General features: G+C 73.2%; 26 protein-coding genes. 14 read left to right on the plus strand and 12 right to left on the minus strand.

Annotation, left to right across the window (positions count from 1 at the left end; genetic code table 11):
• Positions 1-71: 71 nt before the first annotated feature.
• Positions 72-665: a TetR/AcrR family transcriptional regulator gene (locus tag ACTWPW_RS38930; protein ID WP_375108162.1), complete on the plus strand. Its 594-nt coding sequence runs from the start codon at positions 72-74 to the stop codon at positions 663-665.
• Entirely contained in the window at positions 662-1,528 is an 867-nt protein-coding gene (locus ACTWPW_RS38935; RefSeq protein WP_443171601.1) for an alpha/beta fold hydrolase, read from the plus strand. Before ACTWPW_RS38930 ends, ACTWPW_RS38935 begins: the two co-directional genes overlap by 4 nt.
• Before the next feature lie 117 nt (positions 1,529-1,645).
• Here the strand turns inward: ACTWPW_RS38935 and ACTWPW_RS38940 are convergent, their stop codons facing one another.
• Entirely contained in the window at positions 1,646-2,560 is a 915-nt protein-coding gene (locus ACTWPW_RS38940) for a helix-turn-helix domain-containing protein (RefSeq protein ID WP_443171602.1), read from the minus strand.
• A gap of 150 nt (positions 2,561-2,710) precedes the next feature.
• Here ACTWPW_RS38940 and ACTWPW_RS38945 point away from each other — a divergent pair, with 150 nt between their 5' ends.
• The 6 genes from ACTWPW_RS38945 to ACTWPW_RS38970 are packed head-to-tail and all read left to right on the plus strand — an operon-like array spanning position 2,711 to position 8,028.
• On the plus strand, positions 2,711-3,199 hold the full coding sequence (locus ACTWPW_RS38945; RefSeq protein ID WP_375108159.1) for a (2Fe-2S)-binding protein: 489 nt from the start codon (positions 2,711-2,713) through the stop codon (positions 3,197-3,199).
• A 4-nt stretch (positions 3,200-3,203) separates the two neighbouring features.
• Positions 3,204-4,205, plus strand: a complete 1,002-nt coding sequence (locus ACTWPW_RS38950; RefSeq protein ID WP_443171603.1) for an FAD binding domain-containing protein — start codon at positions 3,204-3,206, stop codon at positions 4,203-4,205.
• Positions 4,202-6,412, plus strand: a complete 2,211-nt coding sequence (locus ACTWPW_RS38955; protein WP_443171604.1) for a xanthine dehydrogenase family protein molybdopterin-binding subunit — start codon at positions 4,202-4,204, stop codon at positions 6,410-6,412. The genes ACTWPW_RS38950 and ACTWPW_RS38955 overlap by 4 nt, the downstream gene beginning before the upstream one ends.
• Positions 6,402-7,511 (plus strand): hypothetical protein, encoded by a 1,110-nt coding sequence (locus ACTWPW_RS38960; protein ID WP_443171605.1) that lies wholly within the window; start codon positions 6,402-6,404, stop codon positions 7,509-7,511. The genes ACTWPW_RS38955 and ACTWPW_RS38960 overlap by 11 nt, the downstream gene beginning before the upstream one ends.
• Before the next feature lie 36 nt (positions 7,512-7,547).
• Entirely contained in the window at positions 7,548-7,784 is a 237-nt protein-coding gene (locus tag ACTWPW_RS38965; protein ID WP_443171606.1) for an alcohol dehydrogenase catalytic domain-containing protein, read from the plus strand.
• A gap of 49 nt (positions 7,785-7,833) precedes the next feature.
• On the plus strand, positions 7,834-8,028 hold the full coding sequence (locus ACTWPW_RS38970) for a hypothetical protein (RefSeq protein WP_443171607.1): 195 nt from the start codon (positions 7,834-7,836) through the stop codon (positions 8,026-8,028).
• Here the strand turns inward: ACTWPW_RS38970 and ACTWPW_RS38975 are convergent.
• The 3 genes from ACTWPW_RS38975 to ACTWPW_RS38985 all read right to left on the minus strand — a co-directional run bounded on the left by ACTWPW_RS38975 (position 8,015) and on the right by ACTWPW_RS38985 (position 11,405).
• Entirely contained in the window at positions 8,015-9,064 is a 1,050-nt protein-coding gene (locus ACTWPW_RS38975) for a methyltransferase (RefSeq protein WP_443171608.1), read from the minus strand. The two genes, ACTWPW_RS38970 and ACTWPW_RS38975, sit on opposite strands and share 14 nt — an antisense overlap.
• 36 nt (positions 9,065-9,100) lie before the next feature.
• The gene (locus tag ACTWPW_RS38980; RefSeq protein ID WP_443171609.1) at positions 9,101-10,237 is read right to left on the minus strand and encodes an FAD-dependent oxidoreductase; all 1,137 of its coding nucleotides are present in this window, start codon (positions 10,235-10,237) and stop codon (positions 9,101-9,103) included.
• 139 nt (positions 10,238-10,376) lie between these two features.
• Entirely contained in the window at positions 10,377-11,405 is a 1,029-nt protein-coding gene (locus tag ACTWPW_RS38985; RefSeq protein ID WP_443171610.1) for a helix-turn-helix transcriptional regulator, read from the minus strand.
• A gap of 112 nt (positions 11,406-11,517) precedes the next feature.
• Between ACTWPW_RS38985 and ACTWPW_RS38990 the strand changes: the two genes are divergently transcribed.
• The 3 genes from ACTWPW_RS38990 (at position 11,518) to ACTWPW_RS39000 (ending at position 14,134) form a co-directional block, all read left to right on the plus strand.
• Positions 11,518-11,940, plus strand: coding sequence for a VOC family protein (locus ACTWPW_RS38990; RefSeq protein ID WP_443171611.1), 423 nt, complete (start codon positions 11,518-11,520; stop codon positions 11,938-11,940).
• 68 nt (positions 11,941-12,008) lie between these two features.
• Positions 12,009-13,037 carry an aldo/keto reductase gene (locus tag ACTWPW_RS38995; protein WP_443171633.1) on the plus strand — a complete coding sequence of 343 codons (1,029 nt, stop codon included), beginning with the start codon at positions 12,009-12,011 and terminating at the stop codon, positions 13,035-13,037.
• Entirely contained in the window at positions 13,034-14,134 is a 1,101-nt protein-coding gene (locus ACTWPW_RS39000) for a winged helix DNA-binding domain-containing protein (protein ID WP_443171612.1), read from the plus strand. Before ACTWPW_RS38995 ends, ACTWPW_RS39000 begins: the two co-directional genes overlap by 4 nt.
• 27 nt (positions 14,135-14,161) lie before the next feature.
• Here the strand turns inward: ACTWPW_RS39000 and ACTWPW_RS39005 are convergent, their stop codons facing one another.
• The 3 genes from ACTWPW_RS39005 to ACTWPW_RS39015 all read right to left on the minus strand — a co-directional run bounded on the left by ACTWPW_RS39005 (position 14,162) and on the right by ACTWPW_RS39015 (position 17,217).
• On the minus strand, positions 14,162-14,785 hold the full coding sequence (locus ACTWPW_RS39005; RefSeq protein ID WP_443171613.1) for a peptide deformylase: 624 nt from the start codon (positions 14,783-14,785) through the stop codon (positions 14,162-14,164).
• 282 nt (positions 14,786-15,067) lie between these two features.
• Positions 15,068-15,961: an alpha/beta fold hydrolase gene (locus ACTWPW_RS39010; protein ID WP_375108147.1), complete on the minus strand. Its 894-nt coding sequence runs from the start codon at positions 15,959-15,961 to the stop codon at positions 15,068-15,070.
• A gap of 140 nt (positions 15,962-16,101) precedes the next feature.
• Complete coding sequence (locus tag ACTWPW_RS39015; RefSeq protein ID WP_443171614.1) at positions 16,102-17,217, minus strand: hypothetical protein; 1,116 nt, start codon at positions 17,215-17,217, stop codon at positions 16,102-16,104.
• Between the two features lie 161 nt (positions 17,218-17,378).
• On the opposite strand from ACTWPW_RS39015, the gene ACTWPW_RS39020 reads away from it, so the two are divergent.
• Complete coding sequence (locus tag ACTWPW_RS39020) at positions 17,379-18,014, plus strand: isocitrate lyase/phosphoenolpyruvate mutase family protein (RefSeq protein ID WP_375108145.1); 636 nt, start codon at positions 17,379-17,381, stop codon at positions 18,012-18,014.
• A 45-nt stretch (positions 18,015-18,059) separates the two neighbouring features.
• Here the strand turns inward: ACTWPW_RS39020 and ACTWPW_RS39025 are convergent, their stop codons facing one another.
• The 3 genes from ACTWPW_RS39025 to ACTWPW_RS39035 all read right to left on the minus strand — a co-directional run bounded on the left by ACTWPW_RS39025 (position 18,060) and on the right by ACTWPW_RS39035 (position 20,125).
• The gene (locus ACTWPW_RS39025; protein ID WP_443171615.1) at positions 18,060-18,476 is read right to left on the minus strand and encodes an ester cyclase; all 417 of its coding nucleotides are present in this window, start codon (positions 18,474-18,476) and stop codon (positions 18,060-18,062) included.
• A gap of 131 nt (positions 18,477-18,607) precedes the next feature.
• Positions 18,608-18,913: a hypothetical protein gene (locus ACTWPW_RS39030; protein WP_443171616.1), complete on the minus strand. Its 306-nt coding sequence runs from the start codon at positions 18,911-18,913 to the stop codon at positions 18,608-18,610.
• A gap of 141 nt (positions 18,914-19,054) precedes the next feature.
• Entirely contained in the window at positions 19,055-20,125 is a 1,071-nt protein-coding gene (locus ACTWPW_RS39035; protein ID WP_443171617.1) for a LuxR C-terminal-related transcriptional regulator, read from the minus strand.
• Positions 20,126-20,297: 172 nt separating this feature from the next.
• On the opposite strand from ACTWPW_RS39035, the gene ACTWPW_RS39040 reads away from it, so the two are divergent.
• Entirely contained in the window at positions 20,298-21,734 is a 1,437-nt protein-coding gene (locus tag ACTWPW_RS39040) for an FAD/NAD(P)-binding protein (protein WP_443171618.1), read from the plus strand.
• 107 nt (positions 21,735-21,841) lie between these two features.
• Positions 21,842-23,800: a hypothetical protein gene (locus tag ACTWPW_RS39045; protein ID WP_443171619.1), complete on the plus strand. Its 1,959-nt coding sequence runs from the start codon at positions 21,842-21,844 to the stop codon at positions 23,798-23,800.
• On the opposite strand, the gene ACTWPW_RS39050 is transcribed toward ACTWPW_RS39045, so the two are convergent.
• Positions 23,785-25,803 (minus strand): hypothetical protein, encoded by a 2,019-nt coding sequence (locus ACTWPW_RS39050; protein WP_443171620.1) that lies wholly within the window; start codon positions 25,801-25,803, stop codon positions 23,785-23,787. The two genes, ACTWPW_RS39045 and ACTWPW_RS39050, sit on opposite strands and share 16 nt — an antisense overlap.
• A gap of 266 nt (positions 25,804-26,069) precedes the next feature.
• A complete protein-coding gene (locus ACTWPW_RS39055) occupies positions 26,070-26,600 on the minus strand; it encodes a YceI family protein (protein WP_443171621.1) in 531 nt (176 codons plus the stop codon).
• Between the last annotated feature and the right edge of the window lie 64 nt (positions 26,601-26,664).

Below are 26,664 nucleotides of genomic sequence, written 5' to 3' on the forward strand. Positions count from 1 at the left end.
CGTCCGCCGGAAATCCGTTTTGCAACCTAGGCCCTCTAGGCTATACCTAGAGAGCCTAGGAAGGACAGCGCATGGTGCGGGCGGGGCTGACGGTGGAGCGGGTGACGATCGCGGGCGCCGAGCTGGCGGACGAGGTCGGGTTCGAACAGGTGACCATGTCGGAGGTGGCGCGGCGGCTGGGCGTGAAGGACGCGAGCCTCTACACCCACGTCCGTAACGTGGAGGACCTGCGCGGGCGGATCGCGCTGCTGGCCGCGGACGAGAAGACCGTCCGCATCGCCGAGGCGACCGCCGGCCGCGCGGGCAGGGACGCGCTGGTCGCGTTCGCGAACGCCTGGCGCGACTACGCCCGCGAGCATCCGGGCCGCTACACCGCGACGCAGACCCCGATCCAGATCGACCCGGAGCTGGTCGCGAAGGCGCCGGGACCGCGGCGCGCGATCGAGCTGACCTACAGCATGCTGCGCGCCTACGGGCTGGCCGAGCCCGACCTGACCGACGCGGTGCGCGTGCTGCGCAGCACGTTCCACGGGTTCGTCGCGTTGGAGGCGGCGGGCGGGTTCGCCCACGAGCGCTCGCCGCAGCAGACCTGGGTCCGTGCCCTCGACGCCCTGCACACCCTTCTGGAGCGTTGGCCCCCGTCCCGAGAAGGAGACCAGAAATGACCACCCCGACCGCCGGCAGCCTGCGCGTGAGCGGCGCCACCCTGCACTACGAGGTACGCGGCGAAGGGCCCCTGCTGCTGCTGATCCCCGGAGGGTCGGGCGGGGCGGCGTCCTTCGACGGCGTCGCCGGCGATCTGGCCGCCGACCACACGGTCGTGACCTACGACCCGCGCGGCATGTCCCGCAGCACGCTGGACGATCCGGACGCCGAGCAGCACGTGGCCGAGCACGCCGACGACGCGTATCGGCTGCTGGAGCTGCTGTCGCCGGGCGAGCCCGCCCGCGTGTTCGGCGCCAGCTCGGGCGCGATCGTCTCCCTGCACCTGCTCGCCACCCACCCCGAACGCCTCGAACGCGTCGTCGCGCACGAGCCGCCCGTGGTGGAGGTCCTGCCGGACGCCGACGAGCATCGTGCCCTCATCGCCCGCGTACGCGAGACGTTCCGCGCGGAGGGGCTCATGCCGGCGATGGCCGTGTTCGCGGCGGGGCTGAAGAAGGACGGGGACGGGGACGGCGGCGAGGCCGACGCCGATGCCGACGCCGGGGCCGGGGCCGAGGTCAGGCTTCCGCCGCAGGCGGCGGCACGGGCCGAGCAGACGATGGCCAACCTGCCCTACTTCGTCGGGCGCATCGTCCCCGCGTTCATGTCCTACACCCCGGACGTCCACCGGCTGGAGCGGCTCTCGGACCGGCTGGTGCTGGCGTGCGGCCAGGACTCGGCCGGCGAGCTGCCCTACCGACCGGCGGCGTTCCTGGCCGAGCGCTTCGGCACGGAGCTCGTGCACTTCCCCGGCGGGCACACCGGCCTGACCACGCACCCCGCCGAGTTCGCCGAGCTCCTCCGGAAGGTCTTCCGCGCCTGACCGCGCCCCGCCACCGGGATCAACCTCCCACGACCTGCACATGGACGGCGGCCTGCCGGCGACCCGAGGGGCCCGGCGGGCGGGCCTGAGCGGGCTCAGCGGCCGCCGGCCGACCGGTCACGGGACGCGTCCGCGCCCCAGCAGGCGCAGCGCCTCCTCCGACGCCGAACCGGGCTCGGCGTGGTAGGTCGACACCGACTGCTCCTGATCGCCGGGAAGCGTGAAGTTCTCGTAGCGGAGCGTCAGCTCACCCGCCAGCGGGTGCCTGATCCGTACGCTGCCGTACGCCTTCCTCTTGACGTCGTGGGCCGCCCACAGCCTGCGGAAGTCCCCGCTCTTCCTGGACAACTCCCCGATCAGCGCCGCGAGCAGCGGATCGTCCGCGTGCAGCCCGGCGTCCAGCCGCAGGTTCCCCACCACGTCGGAAGCCTTGGCCTCCCAGTCGGCGAAGAGCCGCCGGGCCGCCGGGTCGAGGAAGGCGATCCTGGCCCAGTTCCGCTCCTGCGGGGCCCGCGCCGCCCAGTCGCCGAAGAGCGCCGAGGCAGTGCGGTTCCACGCCAGCACGTCGGTTCGGCGGCCCCACACGTACGCGGGCACGCCCTCCATCGCCGTCAGCAGGTCCAGCAACGCGGGCCGCACCGGCTGGCGCTGCGGCGCGGGCCGCCGCCTGCGCTCCTTCGGCTTGGCGAGGTGCAGCAGGTGGGCGTGCTCGGCGTCGGAGAGCTTGAGCGCACCGGAGATCGCGTCCAGCACCTCGACCGAGACGTTGCGGGCGTTGCCCTGTTCGAGGCGGGTGTAATAGGCCACCGAGACCCCGGCGAGCTGGGCCAGCTCCTCCCGCCTCAGGCCCGGCACCCGGCGTGACCGGCCGTGCTCGGCCAGCCCCACGTCGCCCGGCTTCAGCCGGGCCCGGCGGGTGCGCAGGAACGCGCTCAGCTCGGCGCGCGGGTCCAGGTGCCGCTCATGCCCCGGTTCCGGGCCGGGGCCCGGCACCGCTGCCGGGTCGGTGCGGAGGCCGGGACGGGTAGCCATGCCTCCAGTATCACGCCAGGTGGGCAGGGTCGATACCGCCGGCCTGACCCTGCTGGTGGTAGGCACACGGGACGTACGCGGAGCGGGGGTCTGGGTAACGACGCACGGCCGGAGCAACCTGGATGGCCTACGAAGGGTTGCGGCATGTCGATGAATGACTTGACGGTGGAGCTCGCCTGCACGGTGAACGGCGAGCAGGTCCGGCTCAGGTTGGACCCGAGGGAATCGCTGCTCGACGTGCTGCGCGAGCGGCTCGCGTCGACCGGCTCGAAGAAGGGCTGCGACCAGGGCCATTGCGGCGCCTGTACGGTGCACGTGGACGGCCGGCGGGTGGTGTCCTGCCTGACGCCCGCGGTTCAGGTCGCCGGTCAGGCCGTCACCACCATCGAGGGCGTCGCGGGTGACGGCGGCGGCCTGCACCCGTTGCAGCAGGCATTCATCGACAACGACGCGTTGCAGTGCGGCTACTGCACGCCCGGCCAGATCATGTCCGGCATCGCCTGCATCGCCGAGGGCCACACCGGGACCGACGACGAGATCCGCGAATACCTCAGCGGCAACATCTGCCGGTGCGGCGCGTACGCGGGCATCGTCGCGGCGGTCCGGCAGACCGCGGACGCGACGCGGAACGGGGCCTGAGGTCATGCGCGCCTTCACCTATCTCGCGCCGGAAACCGTGGACGCCGCCCTGGACGCGCTGCGCACCGCCCAGCCCGGCACCAGGATCCTGGCCGGCGGCACCACCCTGTACGACCTGATGAAGCTGGGCATCGAGGCACCGCCTGCGGTCATCGACGTGCACCGGCTCGCCGAGCTGAACACCATCGACGTCGGCGAGCGGGAGCTGGTCCTCGGGTCCGGCGCGCGCATGGCCGACGTGGCCGACCACCCGGCGATCAAGGCCGGCTACCCGTGCCTGTCGGAGTCGCTGTGGCGCGCCGCGTCGCAGCAGTTGCGCAACATGGCGACCGTCGGCGGGAACCTGTTGCAGCGCACCCGCTGTACCTACTTCCGCGGCGGTTCGGAATTCCCCTGCAACAAGCGCGAACCGGGCAGCGGCTGCGCCGCCATCGGCGGCCACGACCGTGGCCACGCCCTGCTCGGCGGCAGCGACTCGTGCATCGCCACCTACGCCGGCGACTTCGCCATCGCGCTGATAGCGTTCGACGCCGTCGTGGACGTTGCCGGACCTGACGGCGAACGCGGCGTGCCGATCGCCGAACTCCACGTCGAACCCGGCGACGACCCGGCCCGCGAACACGTGCTCGCCCCGGACGAACTCATCGTCCGCATCAGGGTGCCGGCGACTCCGGCCGGACGTGGATCCACGTACCTGAAGATTCGCGATCGCGAGTCCTACGCGTTCGCCCTCACCTCGGCCGCCGTCGCCCTGACCCTCGACGGCGACGGCGTGGTCGGCGAGTGCCGGATCGCGCTCGGCGGTGTCGCCACCCGCCCGTGGCGGGCGACGGAGGCCGAACGGAGCCTGCTCGGTCAGCGGCTGACCCCGCGGACCGCCCGCCAGGCCGGAGAGGCCGCCTTCGCCGCGGCCCGCCCCGGCACCTCCAACGGATTCCGCGTCGAACTGGGCATTCGCACGGTCGCCGACGCGCTGCGCGCGGCAGGAGAGCGAGCCACCCGATGACCGTCACCGACACCCCCGCCACAGGTATGCCACCGCTGGACACCCGCCGCGTCGATGCCTACGAGAAGGTCACCGGCACGGCTCGTTACAGCGCGGACCGCGTACCGGAGGGCGTCGCGTACGCGGCGTTCGCCACCGCGCGGATCGGCAAGGGCCGCATCGTGGCGATCGACACCTCGGCCGCCGCGGCCGTGCCCGGCGTGGTGCTGGTGGAGACCACGTTCGGCCCGGACGAACTGCGCGACGTCGGCTTCGTCATGGCCGGCGGGCACGCGGTGCAGAGCCTGCAACCACAGCGCGGCGACCACGTCGCCTACCGAGGCCAGCCGATCGCCCTCATCGTCGCCGACAACCTGGTCGCCGCGACCGAGGCAGCGCGGCTGATCACGGCCGAGTACCGGCCGGAACCGTTCACGGTGAAGATCGACGCCGCGGGCGCCGACACCCTGCTGCAGGAGCGGGCGATCCCGCTGCCACCGCTGGCCGACATCAGCATCGGCGACGCGGACGCGGCGTTCGAGGCCAGCCCGGTGCGGATCACCGGCACCTACGAACACCCCGCGCAGCACGCGGTGCCGATGGAACCGCACGCGAGCGTCGTGCGCTGGGACGGCGACAGGCTCATCGTCGACGACAGCACGCAGAACGCGAACGCGGTGCGCTTCGGCCTGGCCACCCAGCTCGGCCTGGACCCGGCCGACGTCGAGGTCAGCTCGCCCTACATCGGCGGCGGGTTCGGCAACAAGAACTCCCTGTACGGGCACCTCGGGCCGATCGCCATCGCCTCCCGCCGGCTCGGCCGGCCGGTCAAGATGGTGCTGCCCCGGCCGCAGACCTTCCACCTCGGCAGCTTCCGCCCGAACTCGGTGCACACCGTACGGCTCGGCGCGGACGAGAACGGCAACCTGCTCGCCGCGATCCACGAGGTCGACCAGCAGACCTCGAGACACGACCTGTTCCCGTGCGAGGTCACCACGGTCTCCTCCCGGCTCTACGCGGTGCCCGCGTTCCGCGGCCGGCAGCGCCTGGTGCGGACCGATGTGCAGACCCCCGGTTTCATGCGCGCGCCGTGGGAGAGCCCGGCCATGTTCGCGTTCGAGTCCGCGATGGACGAGCTCGCCCACGCGACCGGCCGCGACCCGGTGGAACTGCGGCTGGCCAACGACGCCGCGGCCGACCCGGTCACCGGTCTGCCGTTCTCCGGCCGGCACCTGGCCGAGTGCCTGCGTCGCGGCGCGGCCCGGTTCGGCTGGGACCGGCGCGATCCGCGGCCAGGATCGATGATCGCCGAGGACGGTACGATCCTCGGCTGGGGCGTGGCGGCAGGCTGCTATCCGGGCGGCATGGTGCCCGCCGTCGCGCACATCACGGCAGCGCAGGACGGCACCGTCACCGTGGCCGTCGGCGGGCACGAGATGGGCCAGGGCATCCGCTCGGCCATCGCGCTGCTCGTCGCCCGCGACCTCGGCGTGCCGGTGAACAAGGTGATCGTGCAGGTCGGCGACACCCGCCTGGTGCCGCAGCATCTCACCGCGGGCTCCTGGGGCACCGCGACCGCGCTGCCCGCCGTGCGGGCCGCCATCGAGGAGCTGCGCAAAGCCCTGGATGTCACCGGCCCCGGCGGCGTGGACATCGCGGCCGCGGTCCGCGCCCAGGGCAGATCGGTGGTGACGGCCGAGGCCACCACGCTCGCGCCCGGCCAGACCCCGGAGATCCTCAAGCGGCTCGACGGCGGCTTCCTCGCCTACGCCGGCCCGGTCTACCCCGAGTTCGTCACCTTCAGCTGGATCGCGCACTTCGTCGAAGTGCGGATCGAACCCACCACGCGGCGCATCCGGGTGCCGCGGGTGGTCAGCGTCGCCGACTGCGGCCGGGTGGCCAGCCCGGTCACCGCGGCGAGCCAGGTGCGGGGCGCCGTGGTGTGGGGGATCAGCGCCGCACTGCGCGAGGAGAGCGACGTGGACGAGCGCTTCGGCGGGTTCCTCAACACCACGCTGGAGGAGTACCCGGTGCCGGTCAACGCCGACATCCACCGGATCGAGGTCGAGTTCATCGACGAACCCGACCTGCTGTTCAACCCCCTCGGCGTGAAGGGCGTCGGCGAGGTCGGCATGGTCGGGGTGGCCGCGGCGGTCGCCAACGCCGTGCACCACGCGACCGGCCGGCGCATGCACCGGCTGCCGATCCGGTTGGAAAATGTCCTCTGAGCAGCTGGCGGCGCCGACGGCCGCACCCTCTGCCGGCGCCCTCGACAACCGCCCGTCGGTCAGCCGGCCGGACGCGCTCGGCCCGGCCGCGCTGGCCGCCGCCAGACGGCACCAGCCGCTGCGCGGCCTGATCGGCCTGGGCTTCGTCGTCCCCGTCACCGTGCTGCTGTCCGTCGGCGCGGGCGGTGCCCACCACTCGTTGATCCTGCTCGGGCCGATCATCACGTTCGCGCTGCCGGTCATGGCGATGATCGCGTTCTGGTGGGAGGACTGGCCCGGCACGCTGCTCCCGCGCCCCTGGTCCGGCCTGTACGACACCGCGATCGTCGCGGCCGGCGGCGTACTGCTGACCATGCTCGGCCAGCTCGTGGTCAACGGGCCCGACCTGGTCGGCGTGTTCGCGCCGGGCCCTGCCCACCCCGGCGCCCATCCGGCCACGGTGCAGCTGGCCGGCGGCATCTTCACGATCATGCTGCAACTGACCCTGGTCTGCGAACGCCGGCCACTCAGGGGCCTCGGCCGGGTCCCGGCCGGTCTCGCCGCCCTGGCGCTGTGCTGGCTGCTCGGCCTGATCGCCTGGGCGGTCGCGGTGCGCTCGCACGCGATTCCGGGGGAGGACTACGGTGCCTGGTGCACGTCGATCGGCCTGTGGCAGATGATCTTCTACACCGCCTTGCGCGGCTGGCCGTTCGCGCGGATCGGCCGTGAGTGGCTGCGGCTGCTGCTCGGCAACGCGGTCGTGATCGCCTGCGGGTGGGGCAGTTACCTGCTCGCCGACGGCCTCACCTGGCCTGGAACCCGGATCATCGCGGTCGCGGGTGCCGGAATCGGCGGCATCCTGCTGGTGTCCATGCTGTTCGAGGCCTGGCCGGCGATCCGGGTGACCAGGCTCGCGCCGGGTCGCGCCATCGCCGTGTCGGTCGCGGCACTCCTCACCGCGCTACTGGTCTGGTCGCTGCCGATGCTCGCCCACGCCCTCGGCGTGCCGCAGGAGCGCGAATGGAGCTGGACCACGCACGTCACGTTGAACGCGCTGAGCACCGTGGTGATCCTGCACGTCGCGGTGTGGCGACGGTGGCCGGTGCGGCGACCGTTGTAGAACGTTACGGAGACAACCCGAAACCGAGGTCCACCCATGCTCACGGCCATTGCCACCGCGGCCGATGCGCCGCTCACGGTCACCGAACGCGACGTGCCCGAACCCGGCCCGGGCGAGGTTCTGGTCGAGATCACCGCGTGCGGGGTCTGCTACACGGACCTGGACGTGCTCCAGGGTCACTGGCCCATCGCCCGCTTCCCGGTCGTGCCCGGCCACGAGATCACCGGCGTGGTGGCCGCCGCCGGTCCCGGCGTGTCGTGGCCGACTTCGTGACCCCGCGGAAGGGCTCGACCCGGTCGCCGCGGCCCCGCTGATGTGCGCAATGGCGCTCAACCGGTTGCACACCCTGATCAATCCGTCCGGCTCCCCGCACGACGCGCGGGACACCCTCGCGTTCTCGGTGGCGCACGGCATCCTGCCCCAGTTCACCCCGATCGACCTGCGCGACGCCGACACGGCGCTCGACGCCATGGCCGAGGGACACTCCGGCAGGCGGTCGGTCATCAGCTTCGGCTGACCAGGGGGACGCAGTCGAGGAGGAGGTGGCCGAGCGGGGTGCTGCGGACTCCGGCGAGGTGGAGCCCGGCCTCGGCGGTGATGGCGGCGTAGTCGTCGGCAGTGCGCTCGCGTCCGCCGTTGAGCACCAGCATGCGCAGGCTCATCTCGGCGAACATGGCCGCGTCGGCGTCGCCCGGTGTGTCGATCACCACGACCCGTCCGTGCGGTCCGGCCGCCTCGGCGCACCGGCGCAGGATCAGTACGGCCTCGTCGTCGCCCCAGTCGTGCACCACCCGCCTGACCACGTACACGTCGCCCCCGGCGGGCAGCGGATCGAAGAAGCTCTGGCCGGCGAACTCGCACCGCGCCTCCAGGCCGCTCTCGGCCAGGTGCCGCCGGCCCCGCTCCACGGTGTCCGGCAGGTCCACGAGCGTGGCCCGCAGGTCCGGGTCGGCGCGCAGCAGGCCGGCGAGCAGGGCCCCGGTGCCGCCGCCGACGTCGACCACGTGCCGCACGCCGGACCAGTCGTACGCCTGCACCGCGTCGGCGACCTCGTCGGCCACGGAGGCCATCATCGCGTCGAAGGACGCGCCCATCTGCGGGTTCGTGGCGAGATAGCGCCAGATCGGGGCGCCGAAGACCGTCTCCCACGCCGGCTGCCCCGTGCGGACCGTGTGCAGCAGGCCGGTGAAGGCCAGGTCCATCTGCCCCCCGAAGCCGCCCAGGTCGAGCCGCTCCCGCATGCCGGACGGGTGGCCGGACGCCAGCAGCGCGGCGGGCCCGTTGACGGCGAACCTGCCCGGCTCCCGTTCGGTGAACACGCCCCGGCAGGCCAGGAGCCGCAGCAGCCGGGCCAGCGCGTCGGCGTCGGTGCCGGACCGGCGGGCCAGCTCCTCGACGGGCACCGCGTCGCCGGCCATCAGATCGGTGAGCCCCAGCGAGGCCGCGACCCGCACCGCCATCGGCGTGACCAGGTCTGTCACGGGGGCCAGCACTTCCCAGGCCGCGTGCCAGGCCGACGACCGGCCGTCATGATCGTCTTCCGTCACGGTCACGTCACGACCCCCTCTGCACGCGGGACGGGCCCGAGCCTACCCCTGCGTCACCCGCCCCGGAAGATCGGAGAGGCGGTTGCTGAAGCGGGCCAGCATGGCGGTCTGCATCGTCTCGGGGAACAGCCGGGCGATCATCGGCGGGATGCGCCAGTTGGCGGGATTGCGCCTGGCCAGCCGGGAGACCAGGGAGATGCGCGGGTAGCGGGCCCTTTCGTAGGCGCGCAGCCGTACCGACGGGTCGCCGCCCTTGGCGAGCTCGCGCCCGAGCACCCACGCGTCCTCGAGCGTCTGGTTGGCGCCCTGCCCCAGGGTGGGCGGCATCGTGTGGGCGGCGTCGCCGGCCAGCGTGACGCGGCCCTCGCCCCAGACCTTGCGGACCCTGTTCCAGTGGTGGCCGAAGAACTCCAGGTCCTGCTCGGTGGCGGCGGCGAGCACCTCGGGAACGGGCGAGGCCCAGTGGCCGAACCGGCGCCTGAGCTCGGCCAGCGGCGCGGCCGGCCGCGGGTCGTCGGGTGACCAGCGTACGTCGAACCACCACTGCAGCAGGCCCTTCCCGGCCGGCATGAGCCCGCAGGCGCCCTCCCGGCCCGAGATCATGAGGTGCCGGGTCGTGTCGGTGATGTCGATCCCGATCGGGCTCAGCCCCTGCCACGTGCCGAACGTGGCCGGTCGGACGGTGCCGTCGCCCCACAGCTGCCGCCGTACGACCGAGTGGTGGCCGTCGGCCCCGATGAGCAGGTCTCCCGTGGCGGTCGACCCGTCGGCGAAGGCCGCGGTGACCCGGTCGCCGTCCTGGGTGACGTCCCGGCAGGCGACGCCGTAGCGGACGAGGTCGCCGGGCAGCCCGTCGGTCAGGCGATCCTGCAGGAGGCTTCGGGGGACGGCCTGGGTGGGGAAGCCGTACCGGTCGGCCGCGTGGGCGATGTCCATGGTGGTACGCAGCCGGCCGTCGGAGGCCAGCCCGTCGATCCGGTCGATCCGGGCCCCGGCGCCGGCCAGGCTCACGCCCAGATCCTCCAGCACGGCGTTGCCGTTGCTCCAGACAAGTAAGGCCTTGCCGCCCGTCCGGGGCGCCGGGGCCTGCTCGAAGACCCGCACCTGGTGACCGGCCGCCAGCAGCACGCGGGCCACGGCCAGGCCGCCGACGCCGGCGCCTATGACAAGGACGTCCATATTTCCTCCACTCCGGAGTATCTTCAAATCGAAGATACGCCCGGGGGTGGCCGGTCCCGGAAGTGGCTCACGGGCTCACGGGCTCACGGGCTCACGGGCTCACGGGCTCACGGGCTCACGGGCTCACGGGCTCACGGGCTCACGGGCTCACGGGCTCACGGGCTCGCGGGCGGCGGGGCGGGGCGGGCGCGCCGGTCGCGGCGGCGGAGTAACGGCGGGCCAGGAGCGCGAAGGCGTCCTTGAGCTCGGCCGGCCCGACGACCTCGATGTCGGCGTCGAACCTGCCGACGGCGGCGGCCAGGCCGGGCCAGGACCACGAGCCCAGGACGAGCCGGCAGCGGTCCGGGCCGAGCGCCTCGACGACGCCGTCGCGGGTGTAGCCGGACACCATGTCGGCGGGCAGGTCGAGGATCACCTCGCCGCGGCAGGGCCAGTCGCCCGAGCCGTCGGAGCCGCGGAACCGGCCGCTCACGAAGCCGGCCACGTCACCTCCGGGCAGCTCGCGCGGGGTGAAGCGGGGCCCGGTGGGCGTGCGCGGGGTGATCCGATCGGCGCGGAAGGTGCGCCAGTCCTCGCGGTCGAGGTCCCAGGCGACGAGGTACCAGCGCCCGCCCCAGGTGACGAGATGGTGCGGCTGCACCCGGCGCGGCGGGGCCTGCCCGCCGCCGTCGTGGGCTCCCGGCTGGGCGTAGTCGAAGCGCAGCACCTCGCGGGCGTGGACGGCGGCGCCGAGCGCGGTGAGCACGCCGCCGCCGACCGGCGGCTCCGGCCGGGTCGCGGGCGGCTCGACGGCGGTGACCCGGAGGGTGTCGATCCGGTGGCGCAGCCGTGTGGGCATGACCTGGCGGACGGTGTTCAGCGCGCGCGACGCGGCCTCCTCGATGCCGGCCCCGGACGTGGCCGCGATCTGGAGCGCGACGGCCAGGGCGACGGCCTGCTCGTCGTCGAACAGCAACGGGGGCAGCTCCGCGCCGGCCTCCAGCCGGTATCCGCCGTCGGGCCCCTTGAAGGTCATGATCGGATAGCCGAGCTCGCGCAGGCGGTCGACGTCGCGGCGCACGGTGCGCGGGCTGATGTCCAGCCGCTCGGCCAGCAGCGCTCCCGGCCAGTCCCGGCGCGTCTGGAGCAGCGAGAGCAACGCCAGCAGCCGCGCTGAAGTTTTCGGCATGCCCTCCATGTTGCCGCAAGTAGCGGCCACACCCTGACCGCTACTCCTGCGACTGTTTGTCCCGCGCCGGACGACGGCGTGCACGACGAATGATCGAAGTCAGGAGCCAAGAATGTCCGTCAAGTCCGTCACCCACCTGAACTTCCGGGGCGACGCCCGCGCGGCGCTCGAGTTCTACCGGTCCGTGTTCGGCGGTCACCTCGCCGTCGTCACCTACAAGGACGCCGGGAACGTTGACGACCCCGCCGCGGCGGACCAGGTGATGTGGGGCCAGGTGGCCGCGGACAGCGGTTTCCACGTGATGGCGTACGACGTGCCCGCGGGGATGCCGTGGGACCAGGGTGAGAACGCGTTCTTCGTCTCCCTGCGCGGCGACACCGCGGAGGAGGTCACCGCGTACTGGGAGAAGCTCTCCGCCGGGGCGACCGTCGTGCGGACGCTGGAGCCCGCGCAGTGGTCCCCGCTCTACGGGATGCTCAGGGACCGCTTCGGTGTCGTCTGGGTCGTGGACGTCGCGAGCGAATACAACGGCTGAGCGTCCGGCGTGGTGCGGGACGCCGCACCACGCCCCCAGAGGAAGATCGAAGGGACAACCACATGAGAATGCGGCCTTTGGGACGCACCGGAATACAGGTCAGCCCCTATTGCCTGGGCACCATGCTGTTCGGCCGGGTCGGCAATCCCGACCACGACGACTGCGCCCGCATCATCCACCGGGCCGTCGACGCCGGGATCAACTTCATCGACACCGCCGACGTCTACTCCTACAGCGAGACCGAGGAGATCGTCGGCAAGGCGCTCAAGGGCCGCCGCGACGACATCGTCCTGGCCACCAAGGTGAACGGCCCGATGGGCGACGACCCCAACCGGGCCGGCAACTCCCGGCGCTGGATCGTCACCGAGGTCGAGCACTCGCTGCGCCGCCTGCGTACCGACCACATCGACCTCTACCAGATCCACCACCCGGACCCGCGGACCGACATCGAGGAGACCCTCTCCGCGCTGACCGACCTCATGCGCAGCGGCAAGGTGCGCGCCATCGGCACCTCCAACTTCCCGGCCGCGGACATCGTCGAGGCCCAGTGGGTGGCCGAGCGGCGCGGCCTGGCGCGCTTCCGCACCGAGCAGCCGCCGTACTCGCTGGTCAACCGCGGCGTCGAGCGCGAGGTGCTGCCGGTCTGCGAGCGCTACGGCATGGGCGCGCTCGTGTGGAGCCCGCTCGCCATGGGCCTGCTCACCGGCCGCTACCGCAAGGGCCGCGAGGCGCGGACCTCCGGGAACCGGATGGCCTGGGTGCCCAGGCACATGACCGACCAGCGCACCCTCGACACCGTCGAGCGACTCGCCCTGCTGGCCGAGGAGGCCGCGATCCCCTTGACCCACCTGGCGATGGCGTTCGCGGTCGCCCACCCGGGCGTCACCTCGGCGATCATCGGTCCGCGCACCATGGAGCAGCTCGACGACCTGCTGGCCGGCGCCGGCACCGTCCTCGGCGACGACCTCCTCGACAGGATCGACGAGATCGTGCCGCCCGGCACCGACATCGGCCCGCTCGACGTCGCCTACCGGCCGCCGGCCCTGACCCGGGCGGCGCTGCGGCGGCGGCCGGCCGGCGAGCGCGTCGCGGCATGACCGTTCTCGGAACCCGGGCGCTCAACCGCGCGACGCTCGCCCGGCAACTGCTGCTCGACCGCTCCGACATGCCGGCCCTGGACGCCGTCGCGCACCTCGGCGGACTGCAGGCGCAGGAACCGCAGGAACCGTTCGTCGGGCTCTGGTCGCGGCTGCGCGCGTTCCACCCGGCGGTGCTCTCCGACCTGCTGACCGGGCGGCGCGTGGTGCGTACCCACCTCATGCGGCGCACCGTCCACCTCCTCGCCGCCGACGACGTCCTGGCCTGGCGGGCCCGCCACGACGCCATGCTGCGTCAGCGGGTGCTGGGGACCTACCGCCGCGAGCTCGCCGGGGTGGACCTCGGCGAGCTCGCCGCGGCGGGCCGGGCGGTGATGGCCGACGGCGAGCCCCGCTCGATGGGCGAGCTCGCCCGGGCGCTGGCCGGGCGGTGGCCCGAGCCGGGGGCGCGGGCGCTGGGGGAGATGCTGGTGGCCGCGCTCCTGCCGATGGTGCAGTTGCCGCCGCGCGGGGTGTGGCGGGCGCGGGCGGGAGTGCGCAACGCGCTGCTCTCGTCCTGGCTGGGCCGCGAGATCGACCCCCTGCCCCCGGACGGCGGCGACCCGGTGGGCCAGGCGCTCGTACGGCGCTACCTGGCCGCGTTCGGTCCCGCCGCCACGGCCGACCTGCGCGCCTGGTGCGGCCTGGCCGGGCTGCCGGGCGCGGTGGCCGCGATGCGCGGGGAGCTGGTCGCCTGCCGTGACGAGCGGGGCCGCGAGCTGCTGGACCTGCCCGGCGCGCAGCGCCCCGACCCCGACACCCCCGCCCCGGTACGGTTCCTGCCGGCCTTCGACAACGCGATCCTCGGCTACCACGACCGCGGCCGGATCATCGACGACGCCCACCGCGGCCTGTCGGTCGCCGGCGCCCGCGTCGTCCTCGTCGACGGCCGGGTCGCCGCGACCTGGAGCGCCGAGGCCGGCACCGTGACCGTCCTCCCGCTGCGCCCCTTCTCCCCGGCCGACCGCGAGGCCGTGGCCGAGCAGGGGCGGGCGCTGGCGGCGTTCCTGTCCGACGGCGACGGCGACCGCGTACGGATCGCCGCGCCTCCTCCTTGAGCGGCCGGTGGATCGCCGGGCCGGTCGTCAGCCCTGGGCCTGCGGGGGAGCCCAGAAGCGCTCGTAGTTGGCGGTGGTCGACAGGGAGCGCGGCTCCGCGCGGTCGAGGTAGAGCATGCCCTTGAGGTGGTCGGTCTCGTGCTGGGCGATCCGGGCCGGCCAGCCGGACAGCTCCATCTCGTACGCGTGCCCGCTCCCGTCGAGCGCCGACAGCCGCACCTCCGCATGGCGCGGGACGACGGCGGTAAGCCCTTCGACGCTGAGGCACCCCTCGTAGAAGGCGTGATAGCGGGACCCCAAGGGGGTGACGACGGGATTGACGAGCTCCAGCGGCGGCTGGCGCACGCGCTCGCGCTCCGCGGCGATCTCCGGCGGCACGTCGGCGGGGTCCTCGATGACGGCCAGCGCCAGCGGGATGCCCACCTGCGGCGCGGCGAGCCCCACCCCGACGCCCGGCAGGTGCAGGAACATCGCGTCGAGCAGCTTGCGCAGCAGGCCGTCGGGGAGCTGGCCGTCGTACGGCTGGGCCGGGCGGCGCAGCACGGGGTCGCCCACCTGGGTGACGGACCAGGGCCGGGGCGCCGCCAGCAGGGCATGCACCCGCTCGACCAGCTCGTCGCCGCCGGTGGCGGGCTTGTGCTCGATACGCAAGGGGGGGTCCTTTCCGATCAGCGGTCGCTCAGCAGACGATAGAGCACGCCAAGGTCGGGTACGGAGCGTTCCGGGCACCGGCGGCCAGGAGGCCGCGCGCCACCGGCACGACGATCCCGAGCTGGTGATCGCCGCGGTCCGGGACGTCCTGCACAGCGTACGGACCGGGAACCGGCTCGACGGTGCCCCGCCCGAGCGGATGCCGACGACCCGTGACGCCGGTCCGCTCTAGCCCGCTCGGTCAGGTCGGCGTGCTGCTGTGTGGGTGGTGCCTCGACCGTGTCACGAAGGGCGGCCGGTGTGTGCGGTGATCGCCGCGGCGAGGGACGGTACGACCGCGCGGGGCAGGGCGTGGCCGAGGCCGGGCACGGTGACGAGGGTGGCGCTGGGGATGGCGCGGGCCAGCCGGGCGGCGTGCGGCGGCGGGGTGATGGGGTCCTCCGGCGCGTCGATCACCAGGGTGGGCACCGTGACGTGCGCGAGCTCGGCCCCGCGGGCCATGCCCGACTGGTCGGCCAGGGCATGGGCGACGGGACCGCGCCAGGTGCCGCTGTGGGCGGCGATCCGGCGTTCGAGCCCGGCGAACTCCTCGGCGTCGAACGGCAGGACGTCGCCGTTCAGCACCCGCCAGTGCTCGACGCGCCAGCGCAGCTCCGCCTCCTGGTCGCGCTCCTGACCGAGCTCCGCCCACAGGGCGAGCAGCCGGGGGTCCGGCCCGGGCAGGTCGTCGTCGGCGATGGCCGGATCGGGGGCCGCGCCGCCGAGCAGGGCGGAGCCGAAGATCGTGGCGCTCAGCAGCCGGTCCGGGTGGTCCAGGAGCAGCAACTGCACCAGCGTGCCGCCCAGAGACATCCCGACCACATGGGCACGCGCGATCCGCAGCGCGTCGAGGACCGCGATCGCGTCGTCCGCCAGCGCCCGGATCGGGTAGGGGCGCTCGTCGAAGGCATGGGTGGAGCGTCCGGTGTCGCGGTGGTCGTAGCGGACGACGAAGTGGTCGCGGGCCAGCAGCTCGACCAGCTCGTCGGGCCAGCCCAGCCCGCTCGCGTTGGCGCCCATCACCAGCAACAGGGCGGGACGCTCCGGGTCGCCGGCCGTCTCCACCCACAGGCGGTTGCCGTCCGTGACCGCCACGAAGGTCTCGTCGCGGCGTAGGGGGTCGGTCAATCGGGGCATGGCGTCATCCTCATCGGTCCGGGTTCAGGAGGGCTTCACCATAACACGAGACGGTACGTCTCGTCTCGCGTGCGCAGGTAAGTACGGACTGCCCGGCCGTCCCGCCGTCGCCGGTCCGGGCGGGCGTCGGTGCGCACGGCCTAGGAAGCGAGCAGGTCCAGGGCGAAGCCGTAGACGAACAGGAACAGGCCGAACCACCGCAGCGGGTGGGCCGGGCGTTCGCGGTCGAGCAGCCTCGCGAGCCCTTCGGTGACGACCCTCGCGGGCAGGTGGACGGCGTGCAGCCAGCGCTCGTAGAGCTCGCCCTCACCCTGGGACAACACCGCCACGATGGCCACCGCGATCACGCCGGACGCGAGGGTGAACCAGTCACCCAAGTACACCTGGGCGTAGGCCGACACCAGCACCGCTCCGAAGAAGAGGAAGAATCCGGCGAGCAGGGCCGTGCGTCCCATCGACCGCCATCTGCGGGTCCGGTGCAGCCGTGCGGCCTCCCCGGCGGTGAGGCGCTCGGTCATGAGCTCCCACACCATGGCGTACAGCCGCTTCTCGTCCTCGGAGGCGATCGCCCGCCCGTCGACCTCGCCGCTGAACCGGGCATGGAGGACGCGGTGGTCGAGCAGGCTGAACGGCGCCTCGTCCGGCACGTCCACCACGCTCTCGGCGTCGACCAGGACGGGATCACCGTGTTGCGCGTGCTGGACGCCACCGATGGGCGGCCCCAGCAGCAGCGGGCGGGTGACGATGTGCTCGTGCAGCCAGGCGGCCATCCGGAGGTTGGTGTCGGTGCTCCGGCGCTCGGCGATCCTCGGGTCGATGCCGCGCTGCCGGAGCCGGGCCCGCTTGCCCGCCTCGCGCAGCCTGTCCGGGTCGGCAAGGTCGATCAGGACGACCAGGCCGGCGGCGAACTGCAGCCCTTTGCCGATCCGCCCCCACCACAGCATGGTGGTGAACCCCAGCCGGACCTCCTCGGTGCTCCCGCCGTTCCCCCACTGCGCCAGGACGGATCCCAGGCCGTTGGCCGCCGCCCAGCCGACGCTGAGCAGGATCACGACCGCGTACAGCGTCCGCCGCCTGCGCTTGCGTCCCCCGGCGCTCAGCCGCCGGCCCCACCTCGACCAGAGCACGGCCACCGTCACGCACGCGGCGACGGCGACGATCGTGGCGAGCACGCCCATCGCCAGGCCGCGCTCCAGCTTGGCCAGCGTCGCCACGACGACGATCAGCAAGAAGAGCCAGAATCCGACGACGCGCATGGTTCACACCGAAGCGCCTGCGCGCGGGGCCGTCCAGTGGGTTCCTCATATCGCCGTGACGGGGTTCCGGGAGGGGCGCATCCGGGGCTCGTCGAGGCTCACGTGACCGGTGGCGGGCGCCGGGTAGGGGGCGCGGGACGAGGGGACGGGGGACAGGGCACATGACACGACACACGACCAGGTTGCGGGAGCTGATCGGCGCTCCCGAGATCCTGGTGGCGCCCGGCGCGTACGACGGGACCGGCGCCCGGCTGGCCCAGGAGCTGGGCTTCCGGGCGATCTACCTCAGCGGTTTCCAGACCTCGGCCAGCGTGCTGGGCCGGCCCGACGTCGGCTATCTGACGCTGACGCAGATGGTGGCACGGGTCGCCGCCTTCGCCGAGGCCGTGGACCTGCCGCTGATCGCCGACGCCGACACCGGTTACGGCAACCCGCTCAACGTACGGCGCGCGGTACGCGAGTACGAGGCGGCCGGCGCGGCGGCGATGCACATCGAGGACCAGACCTTCCCCAAGCGCTGCGGGCACATGCTGGGCCGCCATGTCATCGCCGAGGAGGACATGATCCAGAAGATCAGGGCGGCGGTGGACGCGCGGCGCGACCCCGACTTCACGTTCGAGGCGATCCTGGACGACGCGATCGCGCTCGGCGGCACCGTCACCGGCGAGCACGGCGTGGGCCTGCTGAAGAAGCGCGGCATGCACGCCGAGCTGGGCGAGGACGTGCTGGCACTGCACCGCGCGATCAAGTCGGCCCTCGACCCGGCCGGGATACTCAACCCCGGCAAGGTCATCTGAGGAGGCGTGGTCCCAGGTGGCGGGGCGGTGACGTTACGCGAACCTTCAGAAGGCCGGGATCTCGTCAGGGACGAGGTTCGCCTGGCGCAACAGACCGTACACGTCGGTCTCACCCCAGAACTCGACAATCTTGCCACTTCGAAGTCGGTATGACTTGATCCCCGTCATGGTCAGGTCCCTCCCCGTGCGGTCGTGCGTGTAGGTCAACGTGAAGGCCACGGTCACCCGGTCCTCGGCCGCGAAGAGATCGTCGATGCGTACGCGGCAGTTCGACAATCCGGGGGTCAGAATCGCCCCTTCGGGGTGGTGCCGTCCTCGCACGTGCTGTCCCGCGCCGTGGATGAGCACATCCTCCGCTACAAGCTCCTCAAGGTCGGCTACCTGGCGTGTCTCGAAGATCCGGAGATAGCGACGGACCACCTCGGCATTGCGCCGGGCGCTCGAATCGGGTGCGTCAGGCATGTGACAACCCTATTCATCCGGCGTGCGAAAGGGCGGCGGGACGGCAGGGACCGGGTGGCGTCACGTCGGCGGACGGCAGCGGCGGGCGCCGGTGACTCCACCGGTTTTCGGCGGGTCCCGGCGCTGCCTGACTAGCCCGCGTCCACGCAGCGGACCGTGACCACCGCGAAGAACACCAGCGTGCGCGGATCCTGGGAGACCACCGACTCGAACACGTCGCACTCGGTGAACCCGTGCTTCAGCGCGTTCAGCCTGGCGGCGCTCTCGGCGTCGGCGAGCGCGACGTCCTCGTCCAGGTTCTTGGCGAACCCGTTGAACAGGGCGCCGGCCTGCACGGTCGCGCCGGCGGAGGCGGGCAGCGCGGCGACGGCGGCGCCGGCACCGGTCAGCGTGACCGCCGCCAGCGCGACCAGCAGCTTCTTCATCCGGTAGGTCATGGGATCTCCTCGTGGCTCGATCAGTGGGCCTACATCCCATGGGCGTGCCATCCCGTTCCACCGCCGTGCCGCAGATCCCGGCTCACGTACCAGCCGCGCCAATCCACCGATCGGAGTCCGGGGTGTGCGGGGAGCCCGGACCTACCGCTCGGCGAACAGCCGCGCGACGAGCTCGCCCCGGCTGGAGACCCCCGTCTTGCCGAAGACGGCCTTGAGGTGACCGCGGACGGTGTGCGGGGACAGGAACAGCGCCGCGGCGATCCCGGCGGTGGGCAGCCCTTGCGCGACGAGCCGGGCGATCTCGAGCTCGCGCGGCGTCAGCCCGTACGCCTGCGTGACGATGACCGCCAGGTCGGCGGGGGCCGCCGGCTCGATGACGAGCGCCGCCGGGCCCGGCCGCCCGCCCGGGCCGGTGAGGCAGGAGGCGTGGCAGGTCAGCCACCGGCCGTCGACGGTGCGGATGCGTACCCGGGCGGTGCCGCGGTCGCGGCCGCGGGAGATGGCCCGCGCCTGCAGGGCCGTGCCGACCACCCAGATGGGCAGGCTCAGCCCCAGGGCCGACGGCACGGAGGGGCCGTCAGGCAGCAGCGCGAGATAGTGGCGCGCCTCCTCGTTGATGGACGTGGCCTCGCCGTACTCGTCGAACAGCAGCAGCCCGGGAGCGGACGCGCGGGTCGCGCCGCCTGGCGCGGCGGGACGGGCGAACCGGCGGAGCCGGTCGGCCAGCGGCGCGGACAGATCGGCGAGCAGCGCGACCTCGTCCGGGCCGAACGCCGCGCCCGGCCGCATCCGGAAGAGGCTGACCACACCCCACGGCCGATCGCCGGTCCGCAGCACGGCACGCAGCTCGTCGTCCACGCCCTGGGCTCCCAGCAGGCGGCGGAAGCGGGCACTGCGCGCGGGCAGGTCGCCGGTGGCCGAGCGCAGACCGGCCGCGGGAACGGCGGCCCGGGCCAGGTCCCGGAACGCCAGGACGTTCTCCTCCAGGAGCTCGCTCTCCCAGTAGGCGCCGCAGCGTTCGCCGGAGCCGAGGTTGTCCACCAGCATGGGCGCGGTGACGAGGCCGGTCTCGGGATCCGTGGCGGTCCACACGGCCGCGTCGTACGGAACGAGCCGCCGCAGCCTGTCCGAGGCGCGGCTGAACAGCTCCAGCGCGTCGCCGGCGCGCTCGGCGGCGGACATCACCTCGGCATGGCGGCGCCGCTCGGTCACCAGGGCTCCCTCCTGTGCTGTGTACGCCGGTGAAGCCTGCCCGATCCTCCGCCCGGCGCCAACCCCCCGTTTGGGGGGATCACCGCCCGGCGGTCGCCCGAGGCGGGGGATGGGGGTCGGCGGCGGTGACCGGAAGGCTCAGGACCTCAGGAGACGCTACGAGAGGACAGACATGGACATCGCCATCGTCGGCGGGGGCGCCGCCGCCGTCGCGCTGCTGGACCAGCTGGCCGCCACCGCCCCGGGGTCCGGGGGCGTCACGGTGTTCGAGCCGTCGGCGCACCTGTGGCGAGGCCGGCCGTACGCGCCCGACCTGGACTCGGTGCTGGTCAACTCCCCGCCCGCCCTCATGTCGATCCGCCCGGGGGACTTCGGCCACTACGCGGCCTGGCTGGGCGAGCGTGGGCCGGCTCACCTCGACGCACTGCTGGGACAGCCGCTGGTCCCCCGCGCGGTCTACGGCGGGTACCTGGCGCGGACCGCCGAGACGGCTCTGGCCACGCTGCGCGGCCGCGGGTGGCACGTGGACGTGGTCCCGGCCCGCGTCACCGCGCTGGCCGGCTCGGGGGAACGGCCGGCGCTGCGCACCGAGGACGGGCAGGCGCGCGAAGCCGATCACGTGGTCCTGTGCGTGGGCGCCGGGACACCCGAGGACCTCTACGGCCTCGGCGGGGCCCCGGGTTTCGTGGCCGACCCGTACCCGCTGGCGCGCACGCTGGAGGGGGTGGCCGCGGGGAGCGCCGTGGCGGTCATCGGCAGCGGGCTGACCGCGGTCGACGTCGTCGTCTCGCTCGCCGCGCGCGGCCACACCGGCCCGATCCGGCTGGTGTCGCGCAGCGGCCTCCTGCCGTACGTCTGGCAGCGCCCCCTCGGCCACCAGCCGCGGCACGTGACCGCCGAGCGGGTGGCGGCCCTGCACCGCGAACACGGCGCCGTCACGCTGGACGACCTCGTCCGGCTGCTGCGCGCCGAGCTGGCCGAGGCGGGTGAGGACTTCGACGACTTCGCGGCCGGCGTGCTGGCGGCCCCGTCGGAGGATCCCGTCCGGCGGTTGCGGCGGGAGCTCGCCGCCGTCGGCGATCCCGAGATCGGCCGCCGCGTCCTGCAGTCGGCCGCGCACAGCGTCGGACCGTACGCCTGGCGGCTGCTGCCCGAGGCCGACCGCGTCCGGCTGCGGCGCCACTTCCGGCTGGCGACCAGCCTGGCCTCGCCCATGGTGCCGGTGAACGCGTCCATCCTGATGGGGTTGTTCGACAGCGGGCAGCTCACCGTGGCCAGGGGCGTGCGCGAGATCGAAGCGGCGCGGGGGCGGTTCCGGGTGCGCTGCGACGACGGTACGTGGGACGACGGTACGTGGGACGCGGACGTCGTCGTCAACGCCGTGAACCCGCCGCCCCGGTCGGTGCCGCCCGCGGCCGCGTCCCTGGCCGGCTCCCTGGTGGCGGGCGGCCTGGCGGCGCCGCACCCCGCCGGCGGGCTGGTGCCGGCCGATCCGCGCCTGCACGTTGTCGGCGACCTGGCCGGCGGCGGCTCGTTCATCACCGCGAGCATCCCGGGCGTCGCCGCCCAGGCCGCCCTGGCCGCCCGAGCCGCACTCGCGCTCCGCTGAGCCACCTGCCGCCGGGCGCCGGGCGACGGGAGTGGGGACACCCTCTTGCCAGGATCCGCTGAGCGAATTACGGTCGGGTCCGTTATCTACCGATCGCGGAGGTCTCCATGCGGGTCATCCTGGTGGCGCTGCTCGTCGCCTTATCCATCTCCTCTCCGGCCCGGGCCGAATCGACCGCGTCCCCACCCACGGGATGCGGCTTCCACACCCTCGGCACGCTGCCCCTCACCGGCGCCACCACCGCGGGCACCGCCCTGGACGCCCGGTACCCGCAGGGCCCCCGCGTCTACTCCGTCACCTCCAGCGCCTCCGGCCCGGCGCTGCTGGGGATCCGGGACGCACGGGACGGCCGCTTGATCGGCGAGCGGCCGCTGCCCCTGGCGCTGGGCTCGTGGGCCGTGACCGTGGCCCCCGACCACTCCGTCTACGTGGGGAGCTACAACGCCACGGCCGGCGCCATGGGCCGCCTCTTCCGCTACAGCCCGGCCACCGACCAGGTGAGCGAGCTGGGCATTCCCATCGCGACCGAGACGTTCGTCTGGACGGTGGCCGCCACCCCCGACGGATCTGCCGTCTACGGCGGCACCTCGCCGTCGGGCAAGCTCTTCCGGTACGACACCGCGACCGGCCGCAGCACCGACCTCGGCAGCCCCGTGCCCGGCGACCAGTTCGTGCGAGACCTCGCCGTCGGCGAGGACGGCACCGTGTACGCCGGCGTCGGCGCGCTCAGCATGAAGGTCGCGGTGCTGACCCGCGAAGGGACGGTCGAGCGGGTGATCGACCCGCCCGTCCAGGGCAACGGCTACGCCTACGACGTGGACGTGGCGGGCCGTTACCTGCTGGTCCGCTTCGTCACCTCCACGGGCGCCAACCCGATGGGCGTGTACGACCTGGTCACGAGCAGGTGGAAGGACGTCGTCGAGGACGTCGACAGCCTGACCGTCGGAGGCGGCCGCCTCGGCGCCGACCTCTACCTGTTCCAGAACGACGAGCTCGTCAAGTACGACCTCAAGTCCGAAAAGATCACGAAGCTGGGCTTCAAGGACTATGGTGACGGCGCGGCCCGCCCCCTCGGCTGGGTCGGTCACACGCTCGTCGGCACCAGCTCGACGGGCCGCATCTGGCACTTCGACCGCAAGAAGGGCCAGGGCGAGCTGCTCGACGCGACCCTGACCGGCCAGCACGTCAGCATCCGTTCCCTCGGCACGGGGCCCGACGGCCGCGTCTACGCCGGCGGCTTCTTCACCGGCGGCCTGGCGGCCTACGACCCCGCCGGCGGGCAGACGCAGAACTGGCCGGACGTCGGCCAGAGCGAGGGCATCGTCACCCACAAGGGCAAGCTCTACCTCGGCGTCTATCCGGGAGCCCGCATCTACGAGTTCGACGGGAACGCGCCCCGGCTGCTGCTCGACCTCGGCGGGCAGGAACAGGACCGCCCGTTCGCGATGATCTCGGCCGGCGACTGGCTCGCCTTCGGCACGGTGCCCAAGTCGGGCACGCTGGGCGGCGCGCTCGGCCTGCTCGATCCCGCCACCGGCCGGTCGGTGATCAGGCGGAACATCGTCCCCGGCCACAGCGTCGTGGGCCTGGCCTACCGCGACGGCGTGATCTACGGCGCCACCTCCGCCTTCGGCGGCACCGCCACTCCGCAGGGCGAGGCGGCGGCGTTCGCGTACGACGTCGCCACGGACGCCGTGCTGTGGCGGACCACCCCGGTCGTCGGCGACCTGGCACTCGGCTCGATCGCCTTCGACGGCGAGGGGCGGCTGTGGGGGCTGACCCCCGACACGCTGTTCGAGCTCGACCCGGCGACCGGGCGGACGGTCCGGTCGGTCAAGCACCAGACCTACCCGTGGGCCACCGCCACGCAGGTCTGGCTCGACACCAACCTGGTGTTCCACCAGGGGTTCCTCTGGGGCAAGGTGCAGGGGAAGGCGTACCGGATAGATCCGGGGACGATGGCGTTCACGCTCATCGCCCGCCCGATCTCCAACCTCCTCCTCGGCCCTGACGGCCACCTCTACCTGTCACGCTTCGAGAACTTCTACACCTACCGGATCTGCTGACGGGTCAGCCGGAACAGGCGTGGCCCCTCGGCGAAGTAGACGTCTCCGGACCCGTGCACCGCGAGCTGGTGCACGGGTCCCTCCTTCACCACGGCGTGCCGTCCGGTCAGCGGGTTCAGGGAGAAGACGTACTGGCCGGCGAGCGCTCCGTACAGGGTCAGGTCACGCCGGTTGAAGGTGAGCTGCCCGCTCGCGCTCTTGCTGTCCGACAGCGTGACGCGCTGGGTCACCTTGCGGGCCGTCGTGCTGATGGAGAACACCTCGCCGCCCGCGATGCCCCACAGCCGGCCCAGCGCGTCGAACGTCAGCGCCGGGACGGCCGGCTTGCCGGGGGCGGGGACGATCTCCCACAGCAGCCGGTCCTCCTTCACCGACCAGGCGAACACCTTGGCTTCCGGCTGCGTCGGCGGCGTGGCCGACTGGCCGCTGTAGATGGAGGTGCCGCCGTACAGCACGCCGTCGCGGTAGGCGAGCGAGACGATGCTCTGGTCCTTGACCACGTTACGCTCGGCGTGCTTGAGCGCCCCCGTACGCGGGTCCCAGATCGCCAGCACGCCGCCCAGATGGCCCAGGTCGGGCATGGTGCCGGCGGCGAGATAGCGGCCCGCCGAGGCCAGCGCCCGCGGGCGGATCTGGTGGTCGGAGGCGAAGTCGAACAGCCGGGCGGGGTTCGGCGCGGGGCCCGGCTCCGGGCTGGGGGAGTACTCGGTGCTGTGCCACGGCAGCTCGGGGTCGTAGGCGTAGACCCTGGCCTCGGGGTAGGCGCCGACGTAGAGCTTGCCGTCGTGCGCGGTCATGTCCTCGCTCTGGGAGAACGTGTGGAACTCGGACCGCTCGCCGGTCTCCGGGTCCAGCGCGGCGAAGCCGCCGTTGAGGAACCCTCCGGCGTACATGCGCCGGTCGGGGCCCTCCGCGAGGGCGGTCACGTCGATGGGCTCACCCCTGACGCCCGTCTGCACGAACGACTTGGCCCCGGTCTGCGGGTTGTAGCGGAACATCAGGCCGCGCCAGAGCAGGCCGACGACGCTCTTGCCCGGATAGTCCGGCAGGCCCAGCTCCGCCCAGCCGATGCCGCGCGTGTTGGCGACGCGGCCCGTGATCGGCACCCCCGTCCCCGTGGTGGTCTTCGTCCTCGCGTCGTAGCGGACGAGCTCGCCACCCCTGACCAGGTAGACGGCGCCGTCCTGGTCGGGGGGCGAGACGTCCAGGCCGTGCGCGGACTCCAGGACGTCGCTCCACCGTCCGGCGGCGATGTCCCACACGTGCAGCGGCCCGGGGGACGCGCCGCCGTAGCGCACGTAGAGGTGACCGGCGGCCACGTTCACGTCGTAGGCCCACTTGCCCGCGGGATCCAGGCCGTCGGGCACGGGGAGTTGCCTGGCCGCGCCGGAGACCGCGTCGATCTCGAAGACGGCGGCGGGGGCCTCGGTGCCCGCGTAGATCTTCCCGTCGGCATAGGCGACGCTGCGGACGTAGGCGTGGGACGAGGAGAGCCGGCCGTAGTCGCGCACCCCCGTCGCGGGATCGTAGGCGAACAGGCGGCCGCCGGGGGAGGTGCCCCCGTAGACCGTGGCGCCTTCGCCCGCGGCCACGGACCAGATGAAGTTCTCCGAGGCCAGGGGCCGGCCGAGATCCGTGATCCCGCCGCCGTCCGTCCAGCGGTAGAGGCGGCCGTCGCCGTACGTGCCCGCGTACACGCTGCCGTCGGGGGTGGCCTCCAGGGCCCACGAACCGCCTGCGCCCGGCAGGTCGTACCTGGCCTTCTCGGCGCCCGTGGCGGGGTCGACGGCGTTGAGGTGAGCGGGATCGCCGGAGGAGGCGCCCCACAGGACGGTCTCGCCGCCCGGCCCCGCCGCCACGACGCCGCCGATCAGCAGCACGTCCTCGAGGGGGATCCCCAGGTCCTCGATCCGGCGGGCGGAGGCGTCCGCCGGAGCCGCGACGGTGAACGCGGCGAGCACGGCCGCCAGCCCGGTCGCTAACGATCGTTTGATTAAGGTCATGACCGAAATCTTGAAACGCGCGCCATGTCGCGTCAAGAGGGCATTACGGTAAAGGCCGAAACGAAGTAGCCGATCCTCCGCACATGGTGAGCCACCGGGTCTCGGCGAACGCCTCCGACGCTCAGCCGGTGAGGAACTCGCGGACGATCGCGGAGAACCCGGCCGGGTCGCTCTCGTGGACAGTGCCGCTCCAGCAGGGCGCCGCGAAGCTGACCGTCGGCGCCGGCAACGTCTTCCGGTACGCGGCGGGTGCCCGGCGGGGCGGGTCAGGAACGCCGGATCGCGACGACGTCGAACTCCAGCGCCACCTCGGGGCCGACCATGACCGCGGTCGCGGCGTTCCAGTTCACGCCCCAGTCCATGCGGTTGACCGTGACGCCGCCCCGGAAGGCGACCTGGTCGCCCCGCGCGCCGGTCAGCTCGACGTCGACGGTGACCGGCCTGGTCACGCCGCGGATGGTCAGGTCACCGGTCATCCTGAAGCGGGTGTCGCCGACCCGCTCCACCCCGGCCGAGACGAAGGTCACGGTCGCGTGGTCGGCCAGGCCCAGGAACCGGCGGCGCAGGTGCTCGTCGCGCCGCCGGTTGCGCGTCTGGACGCTCCTCGCCTGGACCGTCAGCTCGGCGCTCGACCGCGACGGGTCGTCGCCGTCCAGATGGACGCGGCCCTCGAACGCGTCGAACTGCCCGCGCACCCTGGTGGCCATCGTGTGCCGGGCGACGAAGCCGATCCGGGTGCGGGCGGTGTCGAGGACGTAGTCGCCGGTCAGCGCGCTGAGAGGGGTCGTGGTCGTCATGGCTTACTCGCTCCTGGAAGGGAAGGGGGTTACGCGGTCCCGCTGCGAGTACGACGACGTGACC

Source organism: Nonomuraea sp. KM90, assembly GCF_052246675.1.
GTDB lineage: Bacteria > Actinomycetota > Actinomycetes > Streptosporangiales > Streptosporangiaceae > Nonomuraea.